The sequence below is a fragment of the Agrobacterium sp. genome (assembly GCF_032092815.1).
In the GTDB taxonomy this organism is placed as follows: Bacteria; Pseudomonadota; Alphaproteobacteria; order Rhizobiales; family Rhizobiaceae; genus Agrobacterium.
On sequence record NZ_DAMDBP010000017.1, the window covers coordinates 23797 to 48607 of the forward strand.

A 24811-nucleotide genomic window follows, 5' to 3' on the forward strand; every position below is an offset into this window, starting at 1 on the left:
CGACATCGTGGGCCATGCACAGATCACAAAGCATCCGGCAGGAGAAACATCCATGACCGACACCGTTCAGCCGGAGCGTCGCAAGTTCTTTGACCTTGCGCGCCCCAGCCGGCAACATCTTCTCGGCTACATATTGATCGCCCCGGCGGTGTTGATGGTTGCCGCCATTATCGTCTGGCCGCTTGTCCTGGCGATTGACCTGTCGTTCCAGCAAGTCAAGATTCCAAGACTGGGTGGCGCCAGCCGTCCGTTTTCACTCAGCAATTACATGTGGCTGTTTTCCTCGCCGGAATTCTGGCTGGCCTGCTGGGTGACACTGAAACTGGTCATCGTGGTGACAGCCGGTAGTGTCGCCGTCGGTCTCAGCTCCGCACTTCTGGTCAACAATCGCTTCAAGGGCCGCACCGCCGCACGCCTTGGCATGGCACTGCCCTGGGCGGTGCCGGAAATCATCGCTGTGGTGATCTTTGCCTGGATGTTTGACACCTCTTTTGGCCTGTTCGGCTGGCTGGCGATACAGCTCGGTTTCACCGATCAGATGATCCCGTGGGTCAGCAGTTCAACGGCCGCTTTCTGGGCAGTGGCCATTACCATGGTCTGGAAGGGGTTTCCCTTCGTATCGATCATGTGCCTTGCCGGTCTGCAGTCGATTCCGGCGGATTATTATGCCGCAGCCAAGGTCGATGGTGCCGGTGTCTGGCAGCGTTTCCGCTGGATCACCATGCCGCTTCTGATGCCGGTTCTCGGTGTCACTTTGGTGCTGACCCTGCTGTGGGTGTTCCGTGATTTCTCGATCATCAAGGTGCTGACCGGTGGGGGGCCGCTGCGCTCCACCCAGACCCTGTCGATCATGACCTACGACCAGGCATTCCAATACCACAACTTCGGCCGCGCCGCTGCCGTCGGCGTGCTGACCCTGGTCATCTGCATCATTGCCAGCCTGCTGATGTTGGGCCGGCGTTCGAAATCCATTTATTGAGGAGGCTTTGATGAGACGTACATTCGCACAGAGTCTCGCGCTTTACGCCACGGTCGCGTTCACGCTGATCATGATCCTGTTTCCGGTTTACTGGTTGCTGGTCACGGCGCTGTCGACCACCGATGAACTTTACCGCCTGCCGCCAACTTTCTGGCCAAACGATCCGCAGTGGGACATTTTTGCCCGCGTATGGGCCGCAAAACCCATTCTGCTGTGGCTGTGGAACTCGATGCTTGCTGCCGTCGGTTCGGTGGCGCTATCGATGCTGGTTTCCGTCAGCGCCGGTTACGCATTGTCGCGCTACTCGATGCGGGGCGGTGCGACGATGGGGCTGTTTGTCCTGACCGCCAAGATGTTGCCGGCGACACTCCTGGTCATTCCGCTGTTTTCGATCTTTTCGAGCTTTGGGCTGATCGGCAGCCTGTGGACGCTTGTGCTGGCGCACTCAACGATGATCATTCCTTTCGCCACCTGGATGCTGAAGGGTTATTTCGACACCATTCCGAAGGAGCTTGAACAGGCTGCGATGGTGGATGGCTGTTCGCCACTTGGCGCGATGATCCGGGTGGTTCTGCCCATCGCAACACCGGGCCTTGCCGCAACCGCGCTTTATGCCTTCGTGCTGAGCTGGGCGGATTACGCCTATGCCCGCACCTTCCTCGTCAACTCACCCGACAATTGGACGGCCAATCTCGGCATCACCACGATGCAGGGCGAATATGTCACCTACTGGAACGACATCTCTGCCGCATCGGTGTTCATCGCGCTGCCAATCATCGCAATCTACCTGTTCCTTGAACGTTATTTGGTCGGCGGTCTTACCGCTGGCGCGGAGAAATAAGCATGGCCAATATTTCCATTCGCAATGTCAGCAAGTCCTATGGTGCGCTCAATGTCTTGCGGCCCTTCTCGCTGGAGATCGAAGACGGTGAATTCGTGGTGCTGGTCGGACCATCCGGCTGCGGCAAATCGACAATGCTGAAAATCCTGGCCGGCCTTGAACCTGCCAGCGAAGGCGAGATCTTCATTGGTGAACGGGAGGTGACGGATCTTGCGCCCGGTGATCGCGACATCGCCATGGTGTTCCAGAACTACGCGCTCTATCCGCATCTGACCGTGCGCCAAAACATCGGCTTCGGTCTGAAAATGCGCGGCACGGATAAAACAGAAATCGACCGACGCGTTGATGATGCAGCGCGTATTCTTGAGGTGACGCCTTATCTCGATCGCAAGCCAAAGGAACTGTCCGGTGGTCAGCGCCAGCGTGTTGCGCTCGGCCGTGCGATCGTGCGTCAGCCGCAGGCGTTTTTGATGGACGAGCCGCTCTCCAACCTCGATGCCAAGCTGCGCGTCAACATGCGGGCTGAAATCGGCGCGCTGCACAAACGCATCGGCGTGACCACCGTTTACGTGACCCATGATCAGGTTGAGGCCATGACCATGGCTGATCGTGTCGTCATCATGCAAGGCGGTATCATTCAGCAGATCGCAGCCCCCGACGAGCTGTTCAACAACCCAGCCAATCTGTTTGTGGCTGGCTTCATCGGTTCGCCGGGCATGAACTTTCTCAATGCGGAATTGCGCGATGGCAAGGTAACGGTGTTTGGCCAGCAGGTGGCCTTGCCACGCGCCACCAGCCATCAGGGCGCCGTCGTGGTCGGGTTGCGCCCGGAACACCTTGTGCTTGGTGATGCGCCGGTGACTTTTACTGTTCGCCCGACGCTGGTTGAAAGTCTCGGATCGGAAAAATACGTTTATTTCAATGTTGAAGGCGCACGCATTGCCGACGGCGAAGAGGGAAAATCGAAAGGCCTGATTGCCCGCGTTTCCCACACCGGAAATCTACCACGGGACCAGGAAATCAGGCTCGGCTTTGATCCTGCCCAGCTTTATCTGTTCGACGCCAAGACCGGTGAACGTCTATGATCCTGGTCACCGGCTCAGCAGGCCGGGTTGGCCGCGCTGTCAGCACAGCTTTAAGGGCAAAAGGTCGGCCAGTCCGCGGTTTTGACGTCAGGCCGTCAGGGGCAAATGGCGATATCGTCGGTTCGCTGGAAGATGCTGCCAGTCTGGCGCAGGCAGTTGAAGGTGTGACAGACATCCTGCATCTCGGCGCCTTCATGTCCTGGGCACCGGCAGAGCGCGACCGCATGTTTGCAGCCAATGTCGAGGGCACAAGGCGATTGCTGGAAGCGGCGGCGTCCGCTGGTGTCCGCCGTTTTGTCTTTGCCTCTTCGGGCGAGGTCTATCCTGAAAATCGGCCGGAGTTTTTGCCGGTTACCGAGGATCATCCGCTGCGTCCAAACTCTCCTTACGGCCTGACCAAGCTGCTTGGCGAAGAGCTGGTGCAGTTTCACCAGCGGACCGGCACGATGGAAACAGTCATCTTGCGGTTTTCACACACGCAGGACGCCAGCGAATTGCTGGATGAAGACAGTTTCTTCTCCGGCCCGCGTTTTTTCCTGAGACCACGTATCCGCCAGCAGGAAAACTTTGGAAACCTCGCTATCGCCGATCTTCTGCGCTCCAGAGACATCGGCAAACCCGCACATGTTCTGGCGCGCAATGAAAACGGCCGAGCATTCCGCATGCACATCACCGAAACCCGCGACATGGTGGCGGGCATTCTCCTGGCGCTCGATCATCCCGATGCGGAGGGTCAGATATTCAACCTCGGATCAGACGAACCGGAAGATTTTGCCGAACTTATCCCCGAAATGGCAGCTCTGACGGGACTTCCAATCGTACCAGTCGATTTTCCCGGCGCAGGCGTTTATTACCACACGTCGAATGCGTGTATCAGGAACAGGCTGGGGTTTAGGGCGGAATGGACGATGAAGCGAATGCTGGACGAGGCCATCGCCGCAAGGCGGCAACGTCTCGCCGGGGAGAACGAGCCTTGGGGGAAGAGGCCATGAAGCCTGAAACACCGGGTGGCACAGCCGCGCTCGCCAAAGGGCTGACCTTGCTGGACATGGTCGCCGATGCGCCAGAACCATTGCGGTTTGCCGAATTGCTGCGTGCCTCTGGCCTGCCCAAACCCACCTTTGCCCGTATCCTGCGTACGCTGATTGCCTATGGGCTGGTTCGACAGGACGAGGCCCGCGGCACGTACGTGCTGGGTCAACGTTTCCTCGAAATGTCGCACAAGGTGTGGGAGAGTTTCGATCTCGTCTCGGCCGCAACACCGGAACTGGAGCGGCTGGCGGCCGAGCTTGGCGAAACGGTGGCCCTGTGTCGTCTGGATGGTGTGATGGCGCAATATCTGGTCGAACGTTCACCCAATGGTCTGTCCGTGCGGGTTGAAGTGGGCCGCCGGGTGCCACTGCATTGCACGGCGCCGGGCAAGGCACTTCTCGCCTTTCAGGATCCCGCAGTCGGCCGGTCACTGATCGAACGTTTGACGCTGGATGCGCAAACGCCGCAGACCATCACCACACTTGATGCACTGCAGGCCGACCTGACATTGACGCGCGCGCGCGGTTATTCGATCTCCTATGAAGAACATCTGCGCAGCGTGAATTCCGTGGCCGCGCCCGTGATGGGGCGCGACAACACACCGATTGGCGTGCTGGTGGCGCTTGGCCCATCTTCGCGTCTCGATGCCTCGAACATCCATCCGGCTGGCCGTGAGCTGATTGCAGCTGCCCGGCGTATTACCGGTGCTGCCGGTGCTGTCGCCATCAGTTCGCGTCCGCGTCCGCGCACCGCCGTCGGTCGACCCATGGCCGATCTCAGCTGCGTTCTGCCATGGGGCGCGCAGCTGGGTGAAAGCCCGGTCTGGCACGAAGCGGAAAATGCCCTTTATTTGGTCGATATTCTGCATCCCGCCGTGCATCGTTTCGATCCGGCAACCGGTCGCAATGACACCGCTGAGACCGGCAAGCTGGTCAGTGCTGTCATTCCGGTCTCAAAAGGCCGCCTGCTGGTTGCCTCGCAGGATGGCATTGAGTGGCTGGATTTTGCCTCCGGTCGTTTGACGCCTTTCGTCAGCCCGGAAGCGGGCATTGCCGATAACCGCCTCAACGATGCCAAATGTGGACCAGACGGTGCCGTCTGGGTCGGCTCCATGCGCATCGACGCCTCAAAACCAACCGGCGCACTCTACCGCATCAATGCTTCTGGCGCCTCCGAACGCAAGGAGGGTGGCATTATCGTATCGAATGGCTTGGGCTGGAGCCCGGATGCCCGCACCTTCTATTTCGTTGATACCGTGCCGGGATTGATCCACGCCTATAACAGCGATCCTGTGACCGGCACTTTGTCGGGACGACGCGAATTTGCTCGTATCCCGGTCGCCGATGGTCGACCGGACGGGCTTGCGGTCGATGCTGAAGGCGGTGTCTGGTGCGCAATCTGGGATGGCTGGTGCGTGCACCGCTATCTGCCGAATGGCAAGCTCGACCAGGTCATTGATCTGCCGGTGCCAAGGCCAACCAGTATCGCCTTCGGCGGTCCGGACCTCTCGACACTGTTCATCACCAGCGCCCGCACACGTTTGCCAGCTTCGGCGCTGGCAGATGCACCACTGTCCGGTGGCCTGTTCTCCTGCCGCCCTGGCGTTGCCGGTGCGCGTATCCCGTTGTTTGAAGCCTAGCAGGTTCGAAGGATAGCACATGCGTCTTGAAACGGTTTTTGGCCTGAAGGGCCGCACAGCCCTGGTCACAGGCTCCAGTCGCGGCATTGGTGCAGCCATTGCTGAGGGCTTAGCGGGGGCTGGCGCCCATGTCATTCTGCATGGCACGAAAGCCGGAGGCGCGGCAGCGGTTCAGCAGCGCATAACGGACGCAGGTGGTACAGCCCAGGAACTGGCAAGCGATCTCTCAGGCCCTGATGCAGGCCGAGATCTGATTGAACGGGCTGAGGCCATCGCACCGATCGATATTCTGATCATCAATGCCAGCGCCCAGATCAACGCTAGCCTGTCTGATCTGAAACCCGATGATTTTGCCTTTCAACTGGCTGTCAATCTCGGTTCGACGGTGGATATGCTGCAGACAGCCCTGCCGCTGATGGCCGCCCGTAAATGGGGCCGGGTGGTCTCGATCGGGTCTATCAACCAGCTTCGACCCAAAGGCGTGGTAACCGCCTATGCTGCCACCAAGGCGGCGCAGCATAATCTTATCCAGAGCCAGGCACGGGATTTTGCCCGCGACAACGTTCTACTCAATACGCTTGCGCCCGGCCTGATCGACACCGATCGCAACGCACACCGCAAGGATGAAGACCCCGAGGGTTGGGCAAATTATGTTCGCACCCTGAACTGGATGGGACGTGCAGGCCAGCCGGAGGAAATGGTCGGCGCGGCGATTTTCCTGTCGTCACAGGCCTGCAGTTTCATGACCGGCGAAAGCATCTTCCTGACCGGTGGCTACTGACTGGAAAAAAGTCGAGAAATTCCGATGGTTGGTCAGACCCGCCTGATGCGGGTCGACCTTGCCGGCATCAACGCGTGGTGCCTTTGATCGACGAAATCGTTCCTTTGCCGGAATCGATCAGAAGATAGGTCTTTCCGTCTTTGACCCAGTGATATCCCGTTGCCGGTGCTGGCAGGTTTTGCTGGCGATAGTCGGTGATCTTTTTACCGCTGCCTTTATATTTGCCACCCTTTTTCCAGCTGGTTGTCTTTTGGGGCTGAGAGACAGTGGTTTTGGCAACAGGGTTCTGGTCCTTTGCCAATGCGGCTTGCGGTGCTGGCAGGCCGATGGCTGCAGCCATCACGATGTATGCGCTGATTTTCATGTTTATCGTCCTTAAATTTATGCCGGAAGCACACGGCGGGTGTGCTTCCGGCCTAGCCGTTACCGGCTATTCCCACCCGGGGCCGTATTGGCTTTGGGGGCGGACCACAGGTGGGGAACTGAATGGATTATCCGCGCGGCCGTTCAGAGCGTGGGCCTTGATCGGCGCGAGGAGGTGGAGGCATGAATGCCCCTTCAAGCTCGGCAAGTTTTTGCAACTGATCAGGGGTAAGCGTTGTTTTCAACGCTTCGACGGCGGCCTTCAGGGCGTTTGCGCTCTCGGCCTTTTCGATCAGCCGGTCAGCAAATTTTTCGCCAAAAATCGTCTGGCGGTCGTCGCCTTTCTTGCCTGGTCCTGCCGGTGGTGCGGCGGGGGACATGGCGGCTGGCGCAGAGTTCGGCGCTGGTTTTGGTGCTGGTGGCCGGCCATCCTTTTCTGGCGGTTTGGTGCCAACCAGATCAAGCAGCGCCGTGGTATAGGTGCGCCATGCACCGAGCTGTTCCGGGGTAATTCCTATATAAATTTCGGCACCGGAAAGTTTGCTTGCCAGAAACAGATCCGCAAATTGTCGATCCGGTCCGCCCGGATGAAAATCAGGCCTTTCCGGCCGCTGGCCGACGTCATGAGGAGGTGGCAAAGCCGGTCCGTTTTGCTCAGGGCGCGCCATTGATGGCTGCGGCGGCTCCTGCGACATGGCCGGTGATACGAGGACAGTACTGAACATGGTCGTCGCAACGAGCGTGAATGTCAGCAAAGATCGTTTCATTTCATTTTCCTTCCCTTACTCGGAATGGGAAGAAACTAACCGATCGTTTTTTCGGGATTTGGTCCGAATATGTCTGAAGCTTGCTGCGAAAAACAGAAATGTAAATGAATGTTTCTGGCAGGTGCCCAGCAATGTTGAGTTACAAAAAAACTCCATCGGTGCAAAAGGCTTGATGTATATCTGCGCCAAAAGGTTGGACCAATGACAAGCTCAGGCACACATATCCTCATCGTTGACGATGATCGCGAAATCCGCACCCTGCTGGCAAAATATCTGGTTGCGCAGGGGTATCGTGTGACCACGGCAGCGGATCGACGGGAATTTGAAGGACTGCTTGCGGGATCAACTCCGGATCTGATCGTTCTTGATGTGATGTTGCCCGATGGTTCCGGGCTTGATATCTGCCGCGGTTTTCAGGAGAAAAAGCCACGTATCCCGATCATTCTTCTGACCGCCCTGAAAGAGGAAGTTGACCGCATTGTCGGGCTGGAGATCGGTGCGGATGACTATCTCGGCAAACCCTTCAATCCGAGAGAACTCAGTGCGCGCATCAAGGCGGTGTTGAGACGGGGAGGCATATCTGAGCCTGTCGCGAGCTCTTCATCGGCCTATCTGTTTTCCGATTTCACGGTTGATCCGGAATTGCGCAGTGTCACCCATTCCAGTGGCACGAAGGTCGATCTCACCGGTGCCGAATTTGATTTGCTGAAAGTGTTTCTCGATCGCCCCGGCCGCTTGCTGTCACGCGATCAGTTGCTTGACATCACACAGTCGCGGACGCGTGGCCCTTTCGACCGGTCCGTGGATGTCTTGATGAGCCGCCTGCGAAAAAAGCTTGATGATAATGCCTCTGAACCCCTGTTCAAAACGGTGCGCAATGCCGGTTATCAGATGACGGTTCCGGTCAAGACCACAGTGGTGACGCGATGAGTTCACTGCGCAGCCGTATTGCCGCCCTGTTGATTGCCGCCATCGTTGCCGTCGTTTTGCTTGCCACCCTGGCTGCCCAGCAGACGTTGCAACCGCCATCGCAGGCATCAACGATCCAGCCGACAGCCCGGCAGCTCTCCGTTGCGGTCATTCTCGCGGAACAGCATCCTGATCTGTTGCCATCCGATGGTTTTACGCGTCAGGCAGAGCCCTATGCCGGTGATCAGGATGTCATGTTGTCCCGGTTTCTGGAGGAAAACCTTGCCACATCGAACGCGCCAAGAACTGCGATCATAACACGCGACCCGACCCGGGCAGCACCTGTTGCCTCTGTGGCATTGCAGACCGGCGGATGGCTTGTCACCGAAATACCCGATCTTGGACCACCGCCGGGCGGTTGGAAAACCTTCGGCATGTGGATTGCCCTGATCGTGCTTGGAAGTGTCGGTGTGTCGATATTCGCGGCGATGAAAATCACCAGGCCTTTGGAATTGCTGGAAAGTGCAGCGCGAAGCATCCGCCCTGACGGCTCTCTGCCCCATATTCCGGTAACCGGTTCCGGCGAGATACGGGCAACGGCACGCGCGCTGAATGATCTGTCCGGCCGCCTCAAGGCATCGGTTGAAAGCCGCATGCGGCTTGTGGCCGCTGCCGGCCACGACCTTCGAACCCCGATGACGCGCATGCGACTGCGTGCCGAATTTGTGGAAGATGCAGAGGAACAGGCCAAATGGCTTGCCGATCTTGAGGAACTGGATGCGATTGCCGATAGCGCGATATTGCTGGTGCGCGAAGAGGTGAGCGACGATGCTGTGGCATCCATCGATCTCGGAAATTTTCTGCAGACCATCGTCACGGAATTGGCCGATCTTGGGCATGAGGCAAAACTAGCCTATGTACCGCCCGCTGCACCTGTAGTTGTTGAGGCGGCCCCTTTCGCTCTCAAACGCGCCTTACGCAACCTGGTCTTGAATGCTGTCACCCATGGCATGGGGGCGCAGATCGAGCTTGCAAAACACGATGGAAACGCGGTCATCTCGATCGATGATGAAGGGCCGGGGATACCCGAGGAGTTGATCGAACGTGTGTTTGAGCCGTTTTTCAGAGTGGATCTGGCGCGCCGGAAATCAGTTCCTGGCGCAGGGCTTGGCCTGGCCATTGCAAAAGAGATCATCGGCCGTTCCGGTGGTACGGTTTCGGTTGCCAACCGAAAGCCGAAAGGCCTGACGCAGAGCGTGATCCTGCCAGCGAAATATTGAAACGTGGTGGCCTCCCGCCTCTTCCGAGTTTTGGCCTGTACCCCACCAGGCAGGCTGCGTCTTGAAAATCGGTTGCTCAGCATCTGCCCATGTAACAAGCAAAGCTTGGTGTGAACCAGCATGGACATATCTTGTAGACAGGCTGTGACCTTGAGATGCAGTAACCACCGCACATGAAGCGCTGATAGCCGGATTGGTCATTTCGCGGCTAAAGCGAGTTGAATGGCGAGCGCTCCGAAAGCGGCTGCGAAACCACGCCGCATCCAACGCTGGACCATCGGGTTTGAAACGATGTGGCGGCGCAGATAAGCGGCGAATACACCATAAAGAGCGAAGATGATGAAGGTCAGCGCCATGAAGGCGAGGCTGAGATGAAACATCACCAGTAGGGGGCTGATTTCGCTTGAGGTCATGAACTGCGGCAGGAACGCAAAAAAGAAAATCGACAGTTTTGGATTGAGCAGATTGATCAGGACTGCTGACGTCACGATCTGACGGTCGCTTTTGGTGATCGGAGCGCCATCGATGCGCAGGACACCACCTGCCCGGAACATCGAGATTGCCATGTAAAGCAAATAGGCCACGCCAAGCCATTTCAGCACCTGAAACGCCGTGGCGCTGGTATGGAGCAGCGCGGCGAGGCCGCTGATGGCGGCAATCATATGCGGGATGATGCCAAGTGTGCAGCCGAATGCCGCGACAATGCTGGCGCGTGCACCACCTGAAAGGCCGGCGGCAAGTGTGTAAATGGCACCGGTGCCGGGGGAGGCAACAATGACGAGGGTTGTCAGCAAAAACTCGATGCTCATGCTGTCACCGCTTCGAAATGTGACGACGGTGATATCGGCTGTGCAGTTGACTTGAACGTCTCCGCCAGATTGTGATCCCATCGACGGTTGGTTTGGCTTTGGTCTGGAAATGGGGAGTATTTCTTATCGGCATTTTGGATAGTTAAAGGCATGTCTGCGGCTCTCTGATGTTTTGAGCCATTGTTCCTCTACAGCGTCCTTGCGTCTTGAAGGAAATTGCAGACGTTATTACCGCCGCGCTGCGGCGTAGGAGCCGGGCGACATGCCATAGGTGCGCGTGAACAGGCGCGTCATGTGGCTTTGATCGGCAAAGCCGCTTGAGGCCGCAGCATCTGCCAGATTGCCGCCATCCGCGATCAGCCGTCGGGTCATCTGCAATCGTCGCTGGATCATGTAGGCATGGGGCGTCAGACCGGTGGCACGGGCAAAACCGCGCAGCACCTGAAAGCGGCTGATGCCACACAATTCAGCCAGATCGCTCAGCGACAGGGGAGCGGCTGGTTCGTCATCGATTTTTGTGACGGCGACGGCGATGGTTTTGGGTACGGATCGTGTCTTGAGTGTTTGACCGCTCTCGACAAGTGGCTCGAGGATGAAAAACAACTGTTCTTCGGCCAGCATCTGTTGCTCTGTACCGGAATCCGCAGTCACGCAAGCAAACAGCGATCGAAAACGATCTGCAACAATCCTGTCCTGGATAACGGGGTTCGATAACTCGAAGAGATGTGCTTTGCCTTCGGTGATGTCGTGGAAAAGGTCAGTCACGACGTCAGGCTCAAAATAGAGCATCTTCCAACGGCGACCACCATCACCGATCGGCGCACCGTCGTGGATTTCGCCGGGGTTGACGGTGATGACATCACCCGCTTCTGCTTCCACCATACCCCGACCGCTGAACGACGCCTGTGCGCCTCGATCGATCAGCCCGATGCCGAATTGGTCGTGCATGTGCCGGTCAAAGGCAAGCGCCGTATCAGCCCCAACGGCATCCACCCCAGGCAGGATGGTGGACCTGACCGTGAATGAGGAGGAGAGGCGGTCTTTGCTGTTGCGCATGTGCCAAATCATCCCATTTTATTGTGAATTGTTGTTCCGGCGGCGTTTTCGTACTCCGGGGAAGACCGATTTTGCCGAAATTTATCCGGCTGTCCAGACTAGAGGCAAGCCGCGGACCCCGACCTCATTCAGAAGCGTTGGTGCATTGATGGCCAGGTCGAAGTCATGGCGGCCGAGGTGATTGCGCAAGGCCCATATCCAGCAGCCAGCGCTGAAACACCCTGACATGGCGTGTGGCGGCCCCAGGCGGCACAAAAAAATGAAAATCATCGAGGGGTAGCGGCAGGTCTGGAAACAAGGCAACCAGTCGTCCCGCCATAATGTCGGTTGCCACCAGCGCGCTTGGCCCCATGGCTATCCCCGCGCCATCGATTGCGGCTTGTAGTGAGTGATAAAGGGGCTCAAAGCGTAACTGCGCCTTACCCTGCAGCTTGCGATATCCGGCCAGATCAAGCCAGCGTTGCCAAAGGTCCGCGACAGATTCAGCGTGCAACAGCGTGTGCGCAGTCAGGTCTGTTACGCGGCTTACCGGTGTGGTTTTCAGAAGATCAGGACTGGCAACAGGAACGCAGGTCTCCGACAAAAACGGTGTGCTGTCGGCACCCATGGCGCCGCGTCGGATGGCGAGATCAAAATGCCCGGTGATCTTGTCGATGGGTTCGATTGAGGCGGAAAGGCGAACCTCTATTCCAGGATGGGCGACCGAAAAGGCTGAAAGCCGCGGTATCAGCCAGCGCATTGTGAAGGTTTGTGGTGCGTTGATGCGCAAAACCCGGCTTTTGGGACCGCCTGACAATCGCTCCGCTGCAAGCGCCAGCCCATCAAGAAGTTTCGTTGCCTCTTTCAAAAATTGCCTGCCGTCCACCGTCAGCTCAATGCCCCGACCTTCCCTGATAAACAGCCCGGTGCCGAGCCAGTCCTCCAGAATCTTGACCTGGCGGCTGATGGCGCCATGCGTCACGCCCAGCTCCGCTGCAGCGGCGCTGAGGCTTTGATGCCTGCCTGCGCATTCGAAGGCTTTTACGGCATTAAGGGGCGGAAGAGACCTGGGCATCTGTGAGTTTTCCTGACAATTGACGCACACTAACTCAATTGTACTGCGGGAAAAAGGCAGGCAAGGGAAGTGAAAAAAGCGGAGCTTCCATGACAGATCCAATCCTTATCCGTCCACTTCATCAGGCCGATTCTGTTGCAGAGCTGACGACCCTTCTTCACCGGGCCTATCAGCGGCTGGCCGACATGGGCTTGCGCTACATGGCAACACATCAGAGCGAGGCGGTGACCCGCGAGCGCATAGCGCAAGGCACATGCCTTGTTGCGGTGCTTGACGAAAAAATTTGCGGGACGATCCTGTTTCGCTCTGCCAGACAGACCATGGGATGTCCGTGGTATGATCGTCCCGACGTTGCGTCTTTCGCTCAGTTCGCGGTGGATCCGGCAATTCAGGCGAAAGGCATTGGTCTGCAGCTGCTCAAAAAGGCCGAGACCATGGCCGTGGCAGACAACGCGCGCGAGATTGCACTGGATACGGCCGAGCCGGCCACGCATCTCGTCGAATGGTATTCCCGCCTCGACTACCGTTTCCGGGAATATACGCAATGGTCGCACACCAATTACCGAAGCGTCATCCTGAGCAAGGCACTCACGCCCTCTTAAACGGTCCAGTGTTGGACTGGGTCGCTTTAACGGTGGCAGCGCAGCCAACCTTGGACGTTTACACCATTGGCTTCACCTGGGGAGGGTAATCCGTTAGCAAGGCCAAAAGACGCGTCCCGGCGATTCTACGCCGCGTGAGACGGGGTGAGAATGAACAAGACGACTGCCAACAAGTTGACAAACATCTGGATGGATGTGCCTGAGCGTTATGGTTTGGTGAGCCGAATATTGCACTGGTTCATGGCCTATCTGCTGATCTGGCAGTTCTTTACTCTTTTGAGCTGGCGTTTGTTTGGCCCTGCCGAGTGGGTCAAGCTGGTTACCTCGTTTGGGCCGGCCCACGGAACGGTTGGGCTTATGGTCCTGCCACTTGTTATCCTTCGCGCACTTTGGGCGCTGACCAACCACAGGCAGCGACCAAAGCAGGAGTTGAGTTTGCTGGGTCGCCTTGCGATGGCCGGCCACGCAATGTTCTATCTGCTCATGTTTGCCATTCCGGCACTCGCACTGCTTCGCGCCTATGGCAATGGAAAGGGCTGGGCTCCGTGGATTCCAGCTACCGGTGAGCGGGTTGATTGGCTGACAGCGCCGGCGAACGCCTTGCACGGGCCACTGTCATGGTGTCTGTCCGCGCTGATTGTCGGGCATATCCTCGCGGCATTGTTCCATCGATTTGTTCGACACGATGCCATTGTTGCCCGGATGATTGGACCGTTGCGTTCCCGCACGGTCAAAGGCTCAAATGCCGTCAGGGAAGAATAGGTTTTTACGGGGCTCTGCCAAGATGTACAGGGTCAGCCCCCAGGGGTATTTGTGTCAAGAAATGTCGTTTAGAACACAATAAACACCCATCAATTGTTTGTTGAATTTGGATTGTCGGGGTTGCATTGAAGCTCTAACGTGCAAGGCAATAACGATGCACTTGGGTTAGGGCCTTCATATTCCTGTCCAAATGGCTTCTCTCAAGACCCGTTTAACAGGACTGTTCATGAAACGCCGATTGCTGACGACTTTTTTGGCTCTTTTCCCACTCACGGCATCCGCCAATTGCATACCACCCTGGCAGACATTGTTTGCCTGCAATATCCGCGGTTCGGAAGCGCGGGCTGAGTTTTGTGAAATCACCGATCAGGAAAGTCACAAGAGCCTCAAAAGCCACTATTATACCTATGCTATCGGGACGAAACCGGCCGAGCTTTATTTTGAAGCGGACGGTTATTATTTCTCGACCAAGGACACCAACCCTGATCACCCGACCGATCTGAGAATGGGTGTTGGTCTGGCAAACAAGAATTATGTCTATTCGTTTTTTGTCACCGAAGACAAAAGCAGTGACGGACCGGTCCGTGATGCCGAAATCCGTGTCTACAAATCGATAGATGCGTTCAGCAATCACACCAAGGACAATGAACAGGCGCGCCTGCAATGTGAGCCCGGTTCGGTCATTGCAAACAAGGACAATATTCGTCCCTGACACCAGCTCATCGCGCTGAACCTCGGCTGCAGGACATCGCAAATATTGCGTCCCTGAGATCTGTGCAGGTTTCAATTGGCAAAAGGGCAGGCTTGTCCCTAAAAGTGGCTGCACAGAGAAATCGGACCACAGACTGGATGTTCACCTTGCGCCCGCAGATCAAACTCACGCATGCATGGCAATTTTCTCTCGCCTGCGTGCCCGTTCTGCTGGCCGGCATGCTCGCCATCGGTTTCTGGGTTTCTTCGAACATCGAAAAGGCGATCCTCCAGAACCGCGCGGATGCGACCGCATTGTTTGTGGACAGTATCGTGTCGCCACTGGTGCAGAACCTGTCACCGCAAACCGTGCTGGACGAAAAATCGCGGGCTGATCTCACCGCTGCGATAGGTGCCGGGCCGTTGGCCAGCCGTATATTTTCGTTCAAGATCTGGACCCATGATGCAATGGTGGCGTTCAGCACCGATCCTGAGCTGATCGGCAAGACATTTCCGATGCAGCCCGCATTGCAGACGGCGATCAACGGCACGGTCACAGCAGAATTTGATGCGCTGAGCGGCGACGAACACGCATTCGAGAGAAGCAGCGGGCTGCCATTTCTGGAAATACACAGCCCCATCCGCGATGCCAGAACCGGTGAGGTTGTGGGTGTCGCCGAGTTTTACGAGCGCTCCACCGACATCATCTCGGAGGTACGGCGATCCATCTTTCACAGCTGGCTGGTTGTCGCCGGCGTCACGATCGGCATGCTTGCCATTCTTTTCCTGATTGTTGCGCGCGGAAGTGCGCAGATCGAACGACAGCGGCAAAAGCTGGATGAACAGGTCTGCAAATTGTCACAGCTGCTCGAGCTCAATACGACACTCAGAAAACGGGTCGATGATGCCTCACAACGAACTGTGGCGCTGAATGAGCGCTATTTAAGGCGGCTGTCATCCGATCTGCATGACGGCCCGACGCAGCTGTTGGGTTTCGCCCTGATGCGACTTGAGGCGGTGCGCAAAGGCAAGGCGAGGGATGATGACCAGGCGCTGATCCAGCGCTCGGTGCAGGATGCCATTGAGGAAATTCGCAACATATGCCGTGATCTGAGATTGCCAGAGCTGGAGGACCTATCCGGTAGCGAGGTGGCCATCCGGGCAATCCGGGCCCATGAACTGCATTCCGGCATGTCAATTGACACCGCAGTGTCCAATGTTGACGTGAAAAGCCAAGGCACGCGAATCTGCATCTACCGCTTTTTGCAGGAAACATTGAGCAACGCGTCCCGGCATGCAAATCCAAGCTGGATCAAGGCGTCCGTCATGCCGCATGCTGATGGCATCGCTGTCTGCGTTGAAGACAATGGCATCGGATTTACGCGTGATACCACCAGCGCCGGTCTTGGCCTGTCAGGGCTGGAAGAACGGGTTGCCAGCCTTGGAGGGCATATGGAAATTGCCAGCAATCCATCCGGCGGGACTGCCGTGACGATGGTGTTGCCATCATGACAGAGGCGGAAACTCGGACTGTGCTGCGCGTTGCCATCATCGATGATCATCCGATGTTTCGCATGGGTGTTGTCCGTGGGTTGGAGGATGAAGGTGGCATCGTGATTGTCGGGGAGGGCGCAACCGCCGAGGATGCCATAACCATCTTCAGGCGGGAGCAGCCTGACATCAGTGTTGTTGATCTCTCCATGCCGGGTGGTGGCCATGCGGCAATCCGGGCGATACGCGGGCTGGATGAGGCTGCGTGCATCGTTGTTCTGACGGCGTCCGAAAATGACAATGATGTCTATGAAGCATTAAAGGCCGGTGCCAGGGGTTATGTGCTGAAGGGGGCTGACTGCAGCCACCTCGTTGATGTTCTGCGCGGCGTTGCCGACGGTGAAACGATTGTGTCGGCCGGCCTTGCGGCCCGTGTCCTCTCTGACATGACGGAAGAGCGCTCGACGCAAACCGGCGATCAGCAGGGCGAAGCACCCGCACGTGCCATGCCCTACCTGACCCCACGGGAAGAACAGATACTTGCATTGGTGGCGGAAGGGCATAGCAACAAGGAGGTTGCGCGCTTTCTGTCACTGCAGGAAAAGTCCGTCAAACACGTCATGACACGGGTGCTGAGGAAACTTGAAGTTCGCAACAGAACCGAAGCTGCGGTTTTGATGCGGGATTGGCAATACGACAAAAACAGCCGATGACCGGGCATCGAAAACTGTAGCGATACGGACTTTGGTCCGCATGGCGTGTGGTGGGGTATCCAGATAAGTGGAGTTTTATTGAATAGATTTCGCCTTTGCGTCGAAATCCATATCGAAACTCGGGCCAGCATGCGCGTGGATCGCAGTGGCCTTAAATCCGGGGAGTTCTCCATGCAAGCCAAGGCCCTTTTGACGTCTGCTTTACTCGCCACCTCGGCGCTTTCCATTCCCTCGCTGGCATCTGCAAATGAACTGAACATCTACACGACCCGCGAACCGGCTCTTATCCAGCCGCTTCTCGATTCTTTCACCACCTCCAGCGGCATCAAGGTCAACACGGTCTTTCTCAAGGACGGTCTGGCGGAACGTGTTCTGAGCGAAGGTGCAAGCTCTCCGGCGGATATTCTGATGACGGTTGATGCCGGTAACCTCGTCGACCTCGTGGACAAGGGCGTGACGCAGGCTGTCGATTCCGCTGCGCTGAAGGATGCCGTTCCTGCTGAACTGCGTGATGCTGCCGGCAACTGGTTTGCCCTGTCGATGCGTGCCCGCGTTCTCTACGCTGCCAAGGACCTTGATCTTGCGTCCTTCAATTATGAAGACCTGGCGGATGCCAAGTGGAAGGGCAAGGTTTGCATTCGTTCCGGCCAACATCCCTACAACACGGCACTGTTTGCCGACTACATTGCCCATTACGGCGCAGAAGAAACGGAGAAGTGGCTGGCTGGCGTCAAGGACAATCTGGCCCGCAAGGCTGGCGGTGGCGACCGTGATGTTGCCAAGGATATTCTCGGCGGCATTTGCGATATCGGTCTCGCCAACTCCTATTATGTTGGCCTGATGCGTTCGGGCAAGGGCGGTGAAGACCAGGTCAAGTGGGGCGATGCAATCAAGGTTGTTCTACCGACCTTCAAGGATGGCGGTACGCAGGTCAACATTTCGGGTGCTGCGGTTGCCAAGAACGCACCGAACAAGGACAATGCGGTAAAGCTTCTGGAGTATCTGGTGTCTGACGAAGCCCAGAAGATCTACGCAGAGGCCAATTACGAATATCCGGTCAAGTCGGGCGCTTCTGTTGATCCGATCATCGCCTCGTTTGGCGAACTGAAGATCGACAACAAGCCGCTGTCGGAAATCGTCACCCACCGCAAGCAGGCCAGCGAACTGGCTGAAAAGGTTGGCTTCGACAACTAATTGAACATCGGAAGCGCCTCTTCGCTCAGAAACAAGGGGCGCTTCTTTTCCTGATCAGCGGTTTTACTGTCGTGCCTTGGCAGACAATGCAGGCGGATGCTACAGTCTATTGTGGATCGTGGAGGCCAGCCCGCACCCGGTTGACCACCGTCCAGATCAGCAAGACACATGACATCGGCTGCAGATGCCATGTCCATTGCGGCAAGGTGTCAAACATTGCCACAAGCAGACCCAAAGCGCCGAAAAGCAAAGCGCGGTCGCTTTTTCCCATTGGTCCTTCGTAACTGCGGCCATTGCCGTGCACCACACCCAGCACACCGGCAAATTCTGTCAGGACGGCGAGAAAAATGATCGTTGCAATCCATGGCAGTGAGAAGGGCGCGACAAGCGCGAAGGGCACGTAAAGTGCCGCATCCGACACGACATCGGTGATTTCGTTGAGATAACCGCCAAGCGACGACTGCTGGCCATGTTCACGCGCCAGCATGCCATCCACGGCATTAAAACCCATGCGCAGAAACATCCAGACCGGCACCAGTGCAAACAATGCTGGCAGTGGCTGCACCACCAGCAAGGCACCGATGGCCACTGACACCAGTGCCGCAAAGAGGGTGACCTGATTGGCGGTAACGCCCATGGCTGCAAGGCGTGCGACCAGCGGGCGCAGGATGGATTGGAATGATGATTTCAGTTTGTAGATCGACATGAAAGCTCGAATTCGATTGATTTCATTCACAAATGCAGGCGCAAGTTGATGAAATCAACTGGAAACTTGGCAAATCATCCGTATAGAGTGCAGTCCAGTCAAGCGGGAGTGACAATGGCATGATCGAATCAGTGTTTGCGAGCCATGACGGCGTGGAGCTTTTCTATCGCACATGGCCTGCCCGCTCAGGCTCGGCAAAGGGTGTTGTCGTGCTTTTGCACCGCGGCCATGAACATGGTGGCAGGGTTGCCCATATTGTCGATGAACTTGGTCTCGATGATTTTGCCTTTTACGCCTGGGATGCGCGCGGCCACGGAAAGTCGCCCGGCCAGCGTGGCCATTCACCGTCCTTTGCGCATTCGGTGCGCGACCTCGATAGTTTCGTGCGCCATATCTGCGAGACCGGCGGTTTTGCCATGGATCAGGTGGTTGTCATCGCGCAAAGTGTCGGTGCCGTGCTGGCATCAACCTGGGTGCATGATTACGCGCCCAATATTCGCGCGCTGGTGCTGGCGTCCCCGGCCTTTGACGTCAAACTTTATGTGCCTTTCGCACGGGAAGGCATTGCCCTCTGGCAGAAGCTGAAAGGCACGTTTTTTGTCAATTCTTACGTCAAGGCTCGTTTCCTGACGCATGATCCCGAACGTATCGCATCGTTCGAAAGCGATCCGTTGATCACCCGCCCCATCGCCTCCAACATTCTTCTGGAGCTTTACGAGGCGGCTGACCGTGTTGTGACCGATGCCCGTGCGATTACCGTGCCGACGCAGTTGCTCATTTCGGGCAATGATTTCGTCGTGCGTCATGCACCGCAGCACCGGTTCTTTGAAAACCTCGGCAGCACGATCAAGGAACGCCACGTGTTGCCCGGCTTCTATCACGACACGTTGGGCGAGCTGCACCGTGCCAAGGCGCTGGAAAAGATCAAGACATTCGTCATTGCACGCTTCGAAGAGGCACCTGCAATAGCAGACCTTCGCAAGGCGCACCTCTCCGGTTACAGCCGTGATGAGGCGGATCGATTGGCAACGCCCTTGTCGCTCACGACACCACGCGGCCTCTACTGGGCTGTGACACGGGCGTCGATCCGGTTCGGCGGCCTGTTTTCCAATGGCATCAAGACCGGTTTGCGCACCGGCTTCGATTCCGGCTCGACGCTTGATTATGTCTATGAAGATGATGCGCGCGGTCTTGGGCCCAGTGGCCGTTTGATCGACCGGCAGTTTCTCGATGCTATCGGCTGGCGTGGCATCCGCCAACGCAAGGTGCATCTGCAGGAACTGATCGGCAAGGCGTTTGCCCGGCTGAAGGCAGAGGGCAAGCCGGTGCGTGTGCTCGACATTGCAGCTGGCCACGGACGTTACATTTTGGATGCGGTGGCAGCATCAGATGTGCGACCAGACAGCATCCGCCTGCAGGATTACTCACCGATCAATGTCGAAAAGGGTGGCGCGCTAATCACCGAGCGTGGCCTCAGCGATATCGCCTCGTTCCACCGCGCCGATGCCTTCGATACGGCGGCATTGGCCGCAATCGAACCGAAGCCGACGCTTGCCGTGGTTTCAGGCCTTTACGAGCTGTTCCCGGACAACACAGCCATCGAAGCCTCGTTGAGCGGCATTTCGCAGGCACTGGAGCCGGGATCGCTGCTGCTCTATACCGGCCAGCCCTGGCACCCGCAGCTGGAAATGATCGCGCGAGCGCTGACCTCGCATCGTGGTGGTGAAGCCTGGATCATGCGCCGCCGCACCCAGCAGGAAATGGATCAGCTGGTGGCAGCTGCCGGTTTCCGCAAGATTGAACAGCGTATCGACAAGTGGGGCATTTTCACCGTGTCTCTGGCCGAACGTATCTGAGGGGCGCATGGAGGAGAGGGTTCCATCTGTTGCAGCGGATAGGCGCGGCGCAGTCGTGCGAAGGGCAGCCCTCTGGCTTGCCTTCCTCGCTCCATTTTTCTACCTGACCTATGGTGTGGCCAACTGGCAGGCGTCACTGCGGGCGCAGGTGCCGAACCTTGCTTTTGATTGGGAACAACACGTCCCCTTCATCGCCTGGTCGATCGTTCCTTATTGGTCGATCAATGCCTTTTACGCCCTGTCGCTTTTCGACAATGATACACCGACCGAGGTCTCTCGGCTGGCACGACGGTATTTGACCGCGCAAATCGTGGCCGTTGCCTGCTTTCTTGCATTTCCGCTGCAGGCAATTTTCGTGCGACCGGAAACCTCAGGCCTTCCAGGCTTCATGTTTGATGTTCTTGGTGGCTTCGACAAACCGTTCAATCAGGCGCCGTCGCTGCACATCGCCCTGCTTGTGATCATCTGGGATCATTGGCGCGCGCGCCTGAATGGTGTTGTGCGCGTTGCCTGGCATGTCTGGTCACTGCTGATCGGCATTTCTGTCATGACCACCTGGCAACATCATGTCATCGATATCCCGACCGGGGCGCTGCTGGGCCTGTTTGCGCTCTGGCTTTTCCCGCCGGGCAAGGCATCACCACTCTCGACTTTCCAGTTTACCGGAAATCAGAGGGCGCGCCGTCTGGCACTGGCCTATGCGGTTGGTGCGGTTGTCTTTCTTGCGATCGCGGTCGTCACGGTGCGCAGTTCCGGCGCCGGGTTGCTGTGGTTGTGGCCAAGTCTGGCGCTGGCATTGGTGGCGATTGGTTACGCAGGGGCGGGACCACAGGTCTTTCAAAAATATCACGACGGAACCACAAGCCTCGCGAGCCGCTGGTTGCTTTGGCCCTATCGATTGGAGGCAAAGGTGAACCGCTGGTGGTGGACCCGCACGCTGCCAGCTTCAGTCGAAGTCGCTGACGGCGTGTTTCTCGGTCGCGCGCCTGACTGCAAGGAACTGAGCGCCTATTCTGCGGTGGTCGACATGACGGCCGAGTTTCCATCACCGCGCGTGCCCGGTCTGATCTGGCGGGCCTTTCCCTCGCTTGATCTGTTGCCTTTGTCTTCCACCAGCATTCGTGATGCAGCACTTGCCGTTGAAGACGCCCGTCATCGCGGCCCGGTGCTTGTTTGCTGCGCGCTGGGTTTTCAGCGAAGCGCAACGGTGATGGCATGCTGGCTTGTGCGCACCGGCCGCGCAACCAATGCCACTGCTGCAGTCGGGCAACTGCAAGCGCTCGGTCGACCGGTTCACGTAAAGCAGCAAGCCTATGCGGCAATTGACGAGGCTGCGCGATGAGTGACTGGAAAAAGGCCGTAACGGATAAGGCCAGACACCTGCGCCGAAACAGCATTGGCGGCGGTTCGATCGCGCTTCTGCTGCTGGTCATTGCACCGGTGACGGCAGGTGCGCACGGTTTTACCGCAGCGCTTGGTTGGTGGCTGCTGCTTGCCTTCTGCCTTGTTCCGCTGGCGCTGGCCGTTCACCTGCTGTTTGATGCGCTGCTCTTTCGCCTTGCGACTTCGCATGACACCGAAGAAGACGCGCTAACGGCAATCGATGACGTTCTGGCGCGAATGGGACTTCGGGCGAAACCTGCAGTGCCGGCATTTCTGTCACAACGTTTTGCCGGATGCCGCCGTCTGGTCATTCTGCAATGGTCGACGCTGACCATTGCGATCCTGCTCTACGCTATTCTTCTTCTTGATGCCGTCGATGGAGCGCCGACATGAGCGGTGGTGCTACGCTTTTACAGATCGTTTCCGGGTCTGTGCTTGCGGTTCTGGCACGGGCGGTCACCGGTGTGCGTCCCATATGGGCGGGTGCTGCGCCGAATGGCGGGCAGCGCATCTATTATGCCAATCACGCCAGCCACGGCGATTTCATTCTGGTTGCGACCTGCCTGACGCCCTTTGAGCGTGCGCGGACGGCAGCGGTTGCCGGGGCAGATTATTGGGGTTCAGGGCGGGTGCGCCAGTTCATTTCCCGTCGGTTGCTGCGCACCGTTCTGGTGGAGCGCAACTGGGTGGAGCGAACGGCTGACCCAATGCAGGTGATGCTCGATGCGCTTGATGTGGGTGAATCGCTGATCTTTTTCCCAGAAGGTACCCGCAACATGACGGAAGAACCGCTGCTGCGGTTTCGTTCCGGACTTTACAATCTCGCCCTGTCACGGCCTGACGTTGAACTCGTTCCCTGCTGGATTGAAAACATGTCGCGTGTCTTGCCCAAAGGTGCGGTGCTGCCCATTCCGTTGTTGTGCCGGGTTGTTTTCGGTGCACCGGTGACACTCACAGAAGGCGAGGACCGCCGAGAATTTCTTGACCGCGCCCGGCAGGCTCTTTTGGCGCTTGCACCCAGAAAAGATGGAAATAGCTGATGAGCGACGACACGATGCACCTTTTTCTGGGTCTGGTCGGCGTGCTGGTGACGGCAAGTGTCGTTGCAGGCGTGTTGTCCTGGCGCAGCCCCAAGCCACTGCCGTCGACGCTGGACAATCTCAATGCCCGTATCAAGGCATGGTGGATCATGGTGGCCGGCATCAGCTTTGCGTTCCTGTTCGGTACGGGTGGCGTGCTGTTGCTGTTTGCATTCGTGTCGTTTGCGTCGCTGCGGGAATATGTCACCCTCACCAAGACACGTCATGCCGATCGCTGGACATTGCTCGGCATGTTCCTGATCATCGTGCCGGTGCAATATTATCTGATCTGGATCGACTGGTACGGGCTCTATTCGATCTTCATTCCGGTCTATTGTTTTCTGGCCATGCCGGCCCTCACGGCAATGCGCGGTGATACGTCCCGTTTTCTCGAACGGGTCAGCGAACAGCAATGGGGTGTGATGCTGTCGGTTTATTGTATCAGCCACGTGCCGGCGCTGGTGACGCTTGCCATTCCCGGCAATGAAGGACGCGGATTGCTGCTGATCGCCTTCCTGATTGCCACCGTGCAGGGCAGCGATGTGCTGCAATATATCTTCGGCAAGCTCTTTGGACGTCACAAGGTGGCACCAAGCATTTCGCCTTCAAAGACTTGGGAGGGGCTGATTGGCGGTATCGCCAGTGCCTCACTGATGGGTGCCGGACTCTACTGGCTGACACCGTTTTCACCGCTGGAAGCGGGTTTCTTGGCGGCACTGTCCTGCATCATGGGCTTTTTCGGTGGGCTTGTTGCCTCTGCCATCAAACGTGACCGCGGCGTCAAGGACTGGGGTCACATGATTGAAGGGCATGGCGGCATGCTGGACCGGGCGGACAGCCTTGTTTTCGCAGCGCCAGTGTTTTTCCATATCGTGCGTTACGCCTGGACGTGAAGACACGTTAGCGCAAGGAACTAAAGGGCCAGATTTTAACGTGATCGCTGTTATAGCAGCTCAGCGAGTTCGGCGATGCTGTCGGCGGCAAGCCTGTGGTCATCTACATCGGGAAGCCCGCTAACGGCAACGGAGCCGACGAAAAGGCCATTTTTGAGGAGCAGGGGCAAAGCGCCACCTGATGGGGCGAAGTCAAGAATGGGCAAGGCAAAACGTTCGTTGAGATTGTAGCCCTTTTCCTCGGCCATCAATCGCATATAGAGCGAACTTTTGTGGAAGCGGTGTACCACCGCGCATTTGCGGCGTGCCCAATTGAAGTTGTCGATCGTGGCACCTGGCAACAGGGTTGCAAATACCACATCATTTCCGTGACGAACTTCGATGGCAATCGGCAGCCGGGCTGCGACTGCACGCGTCCGAATTTTTACACCAAGCTGCCAGGCAACATCATAATCGAAATGCGAAAGCTGCAATCGTTCCTGCTCTGCCAGCAGTTCCGAAAGCGTTGGTGCATGCGACGTCATGAAGTCCCCCCGGATCGTCATTGGCAGCGGCATCCGTGTGGCAGTTTAAAACCGCCACACGGTGAATTTCGCTATCAACCAGGGATAACGTTTTCAGCCTTGGACTTACCGGTCTTGCGGTCCTGACCAATCTCGTAGCTTACCTTCTGTCCGTCGCGAAGCGGATTGGAGCTCTGAACTGCCGAGATGTGAACGAACACGTCAACGCCGCCGTTGTCAGGCGTGATGAAACCAAAACCCTTGTCTTGATTGAAAAACTTTACTGTGCCAGTGGCCATGTATATCCCCGTAAATAATGACGGCCTTGATGCCGCCGCGGGAGA

27 protein-coding genes are annotated in these 24811 nt (G+C 57.3%); 19 read left to right on the forward strand and 8 right to left on the reverse strand.

The genetic code is table 11. The features are described from left to right. Positions 1-52: 52 nt before the first annotated feature. From RT613_RS12335 to RT613_RS12360, 6 genes are read left to right on the forward strand one after another with little or no spacing between them, the layout of a single operon-like run. Positions 53-979 carry a sugar ABC transporter permease gene (locus tag RT613_RS12335; protein ID WP_313615719.1) on the forward strand — a complete coding sequence of 309 codons (927 nt, stop codon included), beginning with the start codon at positions 53-55 and terminating at the stop codon, positions 977-979. 10 nt (positions 980-989) lie between these two features. Then, the gene (locus RT613_RS12340; protein WP_313615720.1) at positions 990-1820 is read left to right on the forward strand and encodes a carbohydrate ABC transporter permease; all 831 of its coding nucleotides are present in this window, start codon (positions 990-992) and stop codon (positions 1818-1820) included. A 2-nt stretch (positions 1821-1822) separates the two neighbouring features. After that, on the forward strand, positions 1823-2905 hold the full coding sequence (locus RT613_RS12345; RefSeq protein ID WP_313615722.1) for a sn-glycerol-3-phosphate ABC transporter ATP-binding protein UgpC: 1083 nt from the start codon (positions 1823-1825) through the stop codon (positions 2903-2905). Next, the gene (locus RT613_RS12350; protein WP_313615723.1) at positions 2902-3897 is read left to right on the forward strand and encodes an NAD(P)-dependent oxidoreductase; all 996 of its coding nucleotides are present in this window, start codon (positions 2902-2904) and stop codon (positions 3895-3897) included. The genes RT613_RS12345 and RT613_RS12350 overlap by 4 nt, the downstream gene beginning before the upstream one ends. Further along, the gene (locus RT613_RS12355) at positions 3894-5576 is read left to right on the forward strand and encodes an SMP-30/gluconolactonase/LRE family protein (protein ID WP_313615724.1); all 1683 of its coding nucleotides are present in this window, start codon (positions 3894-3896) and stop codon (positions 5574-5576) included. Before RT613_RS12350 ends, RT613_RS12355 begins: the two co-directional genes overlap by 4 nt. A gap of 19 nt (positions 5577-5595) precedes the next feature. Continuing rightward, complete coding sequence (locus RT613_RS12360) at positions 5596-6357, forward strand: SDR family oxidoreductase (protein ID WP_313615725.1); 762 nt, start codon at positions 5596-5598, stop codon at positions 6355-6357. Positions 6358-6424: 67 nt separating this feature from the next. Here RT613_RS12360 and RT613_RS12365 read toward each other — a convergent pair whose 3' ends face one another. Both RT613_RS12365 and RT613_RS12370 read right to left on the reverse strand, forming a co-directional pair. Then, positions 6425-6721 carry an RcnB family protein gene (locus RT613_RS12365; protein WP_313615726.1) on the reverse strand — a complete coding sequence of 99 codons (297 nt, stop codon included), beginning with the start codon at positions 6719-6721 and terminating at the stop codon, positions 6425-6427. A 127-nt stretch (positions 6722-6848) separates the two neighbouring features. Continuing rightward, the gene (locus RT613_RS12370) at positions 6849-7487 is read right to left on the reverse strand and encodes a hypothetical protein (protein ID WP_313615728.1); all 639 of its coding nucleotides are present in this window, start codon (positions 7485-7487) and stop codon (positions 6849-6851) included. 201 nt (positions 7488-7688) lie between these two features. Between RT613_RS12370 and RT613_RS12375 the strand changes: the two genes are divergently transcribed. Both RT613_RS12375 and RT613_RS12380 read left to right on the forward strand, forming a co-directional pair. Then, complete coding sequence (locus tag RT613_RS12375; protein ID WP_313615730.1) at positions 7689-8417, forward strand: response regulator; 729 nt, start codon at positions 7689-7691, stop codon at positions 8415-8417. Beyond that, complete coding sequence (locus tag RT613_RS12380) at positions 8414-9676, forward strand: ATP-binding protein (RefSeq protein ID WP_313615732.1); 1263 nt, start codon at positions 8414-8416, stop codon at positions 9674-9676. Before RT613_RS12375 ends, RT613_RS12380 begins: the two co-directional genes overlap by 4 nt. Before the next feature lie 197 nt (positions 9677-9873). Here the strand turns inward: RT613_RS12380 and RT613_RS12385 are convergent, their stop codons facing one another. From RT613_RS12385 to RT613_RS12395, 3 genes are all read right to left on the reverse strand, one after another. Continuing rightward, positions 9874-10485, reverse strand: a complete 612-nt coding sequence (locus tag RT613_RS12385) for a LysE family translocator (RefSeq protein WP_313615734.1) — start codon at positions 10483-10485, stop codon at positions 9874-9876. A 228-nt stretch (positions 10486-10713) separates the two neighbouring features. Continuing rightward, positions 10714-11541 carry an AraC family transcriptional regulator gene (locus RT613_RS12390; RefSeq protein ID WP_313615736.1) on the reverse strand — a complete coding sequence of 276 codons (828 nt, stop codon included), beginning with the start codon at positions 11539-11541 and terminating at the stop codon, positions 10714-10716. 163 nt (positions 11542-11704) lie between these two features. Then, positions 11705-12595: a LysR substrate-binding domain-containing protein gene (locus RT613_RS12395; protein WP_313615738.1), complete on the reverse strand. Its 891-nt coding sequence runs from the start codon at positions 12593-12595 to the stop codon at positions 11705-11707. A gap of 89 nt (positions 12596-12684) precedes the next feature. Between RT613_RS12395 and RT613_RS12400 the strand changes: the two genes are divergently transcribed. The 6 genes from RT613_RS12400 (at position 12685) to RT613_RS12425 (ending at position 18047) form a co-directional block, all read left to right on the forward strand. Beyond that, positions 12685-13197: a GNAT family N-acetyltransferase gene (locus RT613_RS12400; RefSeq protein WP_313615740.1), complete on the forward strand. Its 513-nt coding sequence runs from the start codon at positions 12685-12687 to the stop codon at positions 13195-13197. A 150-nt stretch (positions 13198-13347) separates the two neighbouring features. Further along, the gene (locus RT613_RS12405) at positions 13348-13959 is read left to right on the forward strand and encodes a cytochrome b/b6 domain-containing protein (protein WP_313615742.1); all 612 of its coding nucleotides are present in this window, start codon (positions 13348-13350) and stop codon (positions 13957-13959) included. Positions 13960-14185: 226 nt separating this feature from the next. Next, on the forward strand, positions 14186-14671 hold the full coding sequence (locus RT613_RS12410) for a hypothetical protein (protein WP_313615744.1): 486 nt from the start codon (positions 14186-14188) through the stop codon (positions 14669-14671). A gap of 146 nt (positions 14672-14817) precedes the next feature. Then, a complete protein-coding gene (locus RT613_RS12415; RefSeq protein ID WP_313615746.1) occupies positions 14818-16161 on the forward strand; it encodes a sensor histidine kinase in 1344 nt (447 codons plus the stop codon). Further along, the gene (locus RT613_RS12420; RefSeq protein WP_313615748.1) at positions 16158-16853 is read left to right on the forward strand and encodes a response regulator transcription factor; all 696 of its coding nucleotides are present in this window, start codon (positions 16158-16160) and stop codon (positions 16851-16853) included. The genes RT613_RS12415 and RT613_RS12420 overlap by 4 nt, the downstream gene beginning before the upstream one ends. Before the next feature lie 171 nt (positions 16854-17024). After that, complete coding sequence (locus tag RT613_RS12425; RefSeq protein WP_313615750.1) at positions 17025-18047, forward strand: extracellular solute-binding protein; 1023 nt, start codon at positions 17025-17027, stop codon at positions 18045-18047. A 106-nt stretch (positions 18048-18153) separates the two neighbouring features. On the opposite strand, the gene RT613_RS12430 is transcribed toward RT613_RS12425, so the two are convergent. Next, complete coding sequence (locus tag RT613_RS12430; protein WP_313615752.1) at positions 18154-18753, reverse strand: CDP-alcohol phosphatidyltransferase family protein; 600 nt, start codon at positions 18751-18753, stop codon at positions 18154-18156. A gap of 119 nt (positions 18754-18872) precedes the next feature. On the opposite strand from RT613_RS12430, the gene RT613_RS12435 reads away from it, so the two are divergent. From RT613_RS12435 to RT613_RS12455, 5 genes are read left to right on the forward strand one after another with little or no spacing between them, the layout of a single operon-like run. Continuing rightward, positions 18873-20609: a bifunctional alpha/beta hydrolase/class I SAM-dependent methyltransferase gene (locus RT613_RS12435; protein ID WP_313615754.1), complete on the forward strand. Its 1737-nt coding sequence runs from the start codon at positions 18873-18875 to the stop codon at positions 20607-20609. 7 nt (positions 20610-20616) lie between these two features. Next, positions 20617-21951 (forward strand): phosphatase PAP2/dual specificity phosphatase family protein, encoded by a 1335-nt coding sequence (locus RT613_RS12440; protein ID WP_313615756.1) that lies wholly within the window; start codon positions 20617-20619, stop codon positions 21949-21951. Continuing rightward, positions 21948-22385 (forward strand): hypothetical protein, encoded by a 438-nt coding sequence (locus RT613_RS12445; protein ID WP_313615758.1) that lies wholly within the window; start codon positions 21948-21950, stop codon positions 22383-22385. The genes RT613_RS12440 and RT613_RS12445 overlap by 4 nt, the downstream gene beginning before the upstream one ends. Further along, complete coding sequence (locus tag RT613_RS12450) at positions 22382-23032, forward strand: lysophospholipid acyltransferase family protein (protein ID WP_313615760.1); 651 nt, start codon at positions 22382-22384, stop codon at positions 23030-23032. Before RT613_RS12445 ends, RT613_RS12450 begins: the two co-directional genes overlap by 4 nt. After that, positions 23032-23964: a phosphatidate cytidylyltransferase gene (locus tag RT613_RS12455; protein WP_313615761.1), complete on the forward strand. Its 933-nt coding sequence runs from the start codon at positions 23032-23034 to the stop codon at positions 23962-23964. Before RT613_RS12450 ends, RT613_RS12455 begins: the two co-directional genes overlap by 1 nt. Before the next feature lie 50 nt (positions 23965-24014). Here the strand turns inward: RT613_RS12455 and RT613_RS12460 are convergent, their stop codons facing one another. Continuing rightward, complete coding sequence (locus tag RT613_RS12460) at positions 24015-24488, reverse strand: heme-degrading domain-containing protein (RefSeq protein WP_313615763.1); 474 nt, start codon at positions 24486-24488, stop codon at positions 24015-24017. A 74-nt stretch (positions 24489-24562) separates the two neighbouring features. Continuing rightward, positions 24563-24766 carry a cold-shock protein gene (locus RT613_RS12465; protein ID WP_313615765.1) on the reverse strand — a complete coding sequence of 68 codons (204 nt, stop codon included), beginning with the start codon at positions 24764-24766 and terminating at the stop codon, positions 24563-24565. Positions 24767-24811: the final 45 nt, after the last annotated feature.

Bases quoted from the DNA above. Each gene is read 5' to 3' on its own strand.
- RT613_RS12335 (WP_313615719.1), top strand. From the start codon at position 53: ATGACCGACACCGTTCAGCCGGAGCGTCGCAAGTTCTTTGACCTTGCG.
- RT613_RS12340 (WP_313615720.1), top strand. From the start codon at position 990: ATGAGACGTACATTCGCACAGAGTCTCGCGCTTTACGCCACGGTCGCG.
- RT613_RS12345 (WP_313615722.1), top strand. From the start codon at position 1,823: ATGGCCAATATTTCCATTCGCAATGTCAGCAAGTCCTATGGTGCGCTC.
- RT613_RS12350 (WP_313615723.1), top strand. From the start codon at position 2,902: ATGATCCTGGTCACCGGCTCAGCAGGCCGGGTTGGCCGCGCTGTCAGC.
- RT613_RS12355 (WP_313615724.1), top strand. From the start codon at position 3,894: ATGAAGCCTGAAACACCGGGTGGCACAGCCGCGCTCGCCAAAGGGCTG.
- RT613_RS12360 (WP_313615725.1), top strand. From the start codon at position 5,596: ATGCGTCTTGAAACGGTTTTTGGCCTGAAGGGCCGCACAGCCCTGGTC.
- RT613_RS12365 (WP_313615726.1), bottom strand. From the start codon at position 6,721: ATGAAAATCAGCGCATACATCGTGATGGCTGCAGCCATCGGCCTGCCA.
- RT613_RS12370 (WP_313615728.1), bottom strand. From the start codon at position 7,487: ATGAAACGATCTTTGCTGACATTCACGCTCGTTGCGACGACCATGTTC.
- RT613_RS12375 (WP_313615730.1), top strand. From the start codon at position 7,689: ATGACAAGCTCAGGCACACATATCCTCATCGTTGACGATGATCGCGAA.
- RT613_RS12380 (WP_313615732.1), top strand. From the start codon at position 8,414: ATGAGTTCACTGCGCAGCCGTATTGCCGCCCTGTTGATTGCCGCCATC.
- RT613_RS12385 (WP_313615734.1), bottom strand. From the start codon at position 10,485: ATGAGCATCGAGTTTTTGCTGACAACCCTCGTCATTGTTGCCTCCCCC.
- RT613_RS12390 (WP_313615736.1), bottom strand. From the start codon at position 11,541: ATGCGCAACAGCAAAGACCGCCTCTCCTCCTCATTCACGGTCAGGTCC.
- RT613_RS12395 (WP_313615738.1), bottom strand. From the start codon at position 12,595: ATGCCCAGGTCTCTTCCGCCCCTTAATGCCGTAAAAGCCTTCGAATGC.
- RT613_RS12400 (WP_313615740.1), top strand. From the start codon at position 12,685: ATGACAGATCCAATCCTTATCCGTCCACTTCATCAGGCCGATTCTGTT.
- RT613_RS12405 (WP_313615742.1), top strand. From the start codon at position 13,348: ATGAACAAGACGACTGCCAACAAGTTGACAAACATCTGGATGGATGTG.
- RT613_RS12410 (WP_313615744.1), top strand. From the start codon at position 14,186: ATGAAACGCCGATTGCTGACGACTTTTTTGGCTCTTTTCCCACTCACG.
- RT613_RS12420 (WP_313615748.1), top strand. From the start codon at position 16,158: ATGACAGAGGCGGAAACTCGGACTGTGCTGCGCGTTGCCATCATCGAT.
- RT613_RS12425 (WP_313615750.1), top strand. From the start codon at position 17,025: ATGCAAGCCAAGGCCCTTTTGACGTCTGCTTTACTCGCCACCTCGGCG.
- RT613_RS12430 (WP_313615752.1), bottom strand. From the start codon at position 18,753: ATGTCGATCTACAAACTGAAATCATCATTCCAATCCATCCTGCGCCCG.
- RT613_RS12435 (WP_313615754.1), top strand. From the start codon at position 18,873: ATGATCGAATCAGTGTTTGCGAGCCATGACGGCGTGGAGCTTTTCTAT.
- RT613_RS12440 (WP_313615756.1), top strand. From the start codon at position 20,617: ATGGAGGAGAGGGTTCCATCTGTTGCAGCGGATAGGCGCGGCGCAGTC.
- RT613_RS12445 (WP_313615758.1), top strand. From the start codon at position 21,948: ATGAGTGACTGGAAAAAGGCCGTAACGGATAAGGCCAGACACCTGCGC.
- RT613_RS12450 (WP_313615760.1), top strand. From the start codon at position 22,382: ATGAGCGGTGGTGCTACGCTTTTACAGATCGTTTCCGGGTCTGTGCTT.
- RT613_RS12455 (WP_313615761.1), top strand. From the start codon at position 23,032: ATGAGCGACGACACGATGCACCTTTTTCTGGGTCTGGTCGGCGTGCTG.
- RT613_RS12460 (WP_313615763.1), bottom strand. From the start codon at position 24,488: ATGACGTCGCATGCACCAACGCTTTCGGAACTGCTGGCAGAGCAGGAA.
- RT613_RS12465 (WP_313615765.1), bottom strand. From the start codon at position 24,766: ATGGCCACTGGCACAGTAAAGTTTTTCAATCAAGACAAGGGTTTTGGT.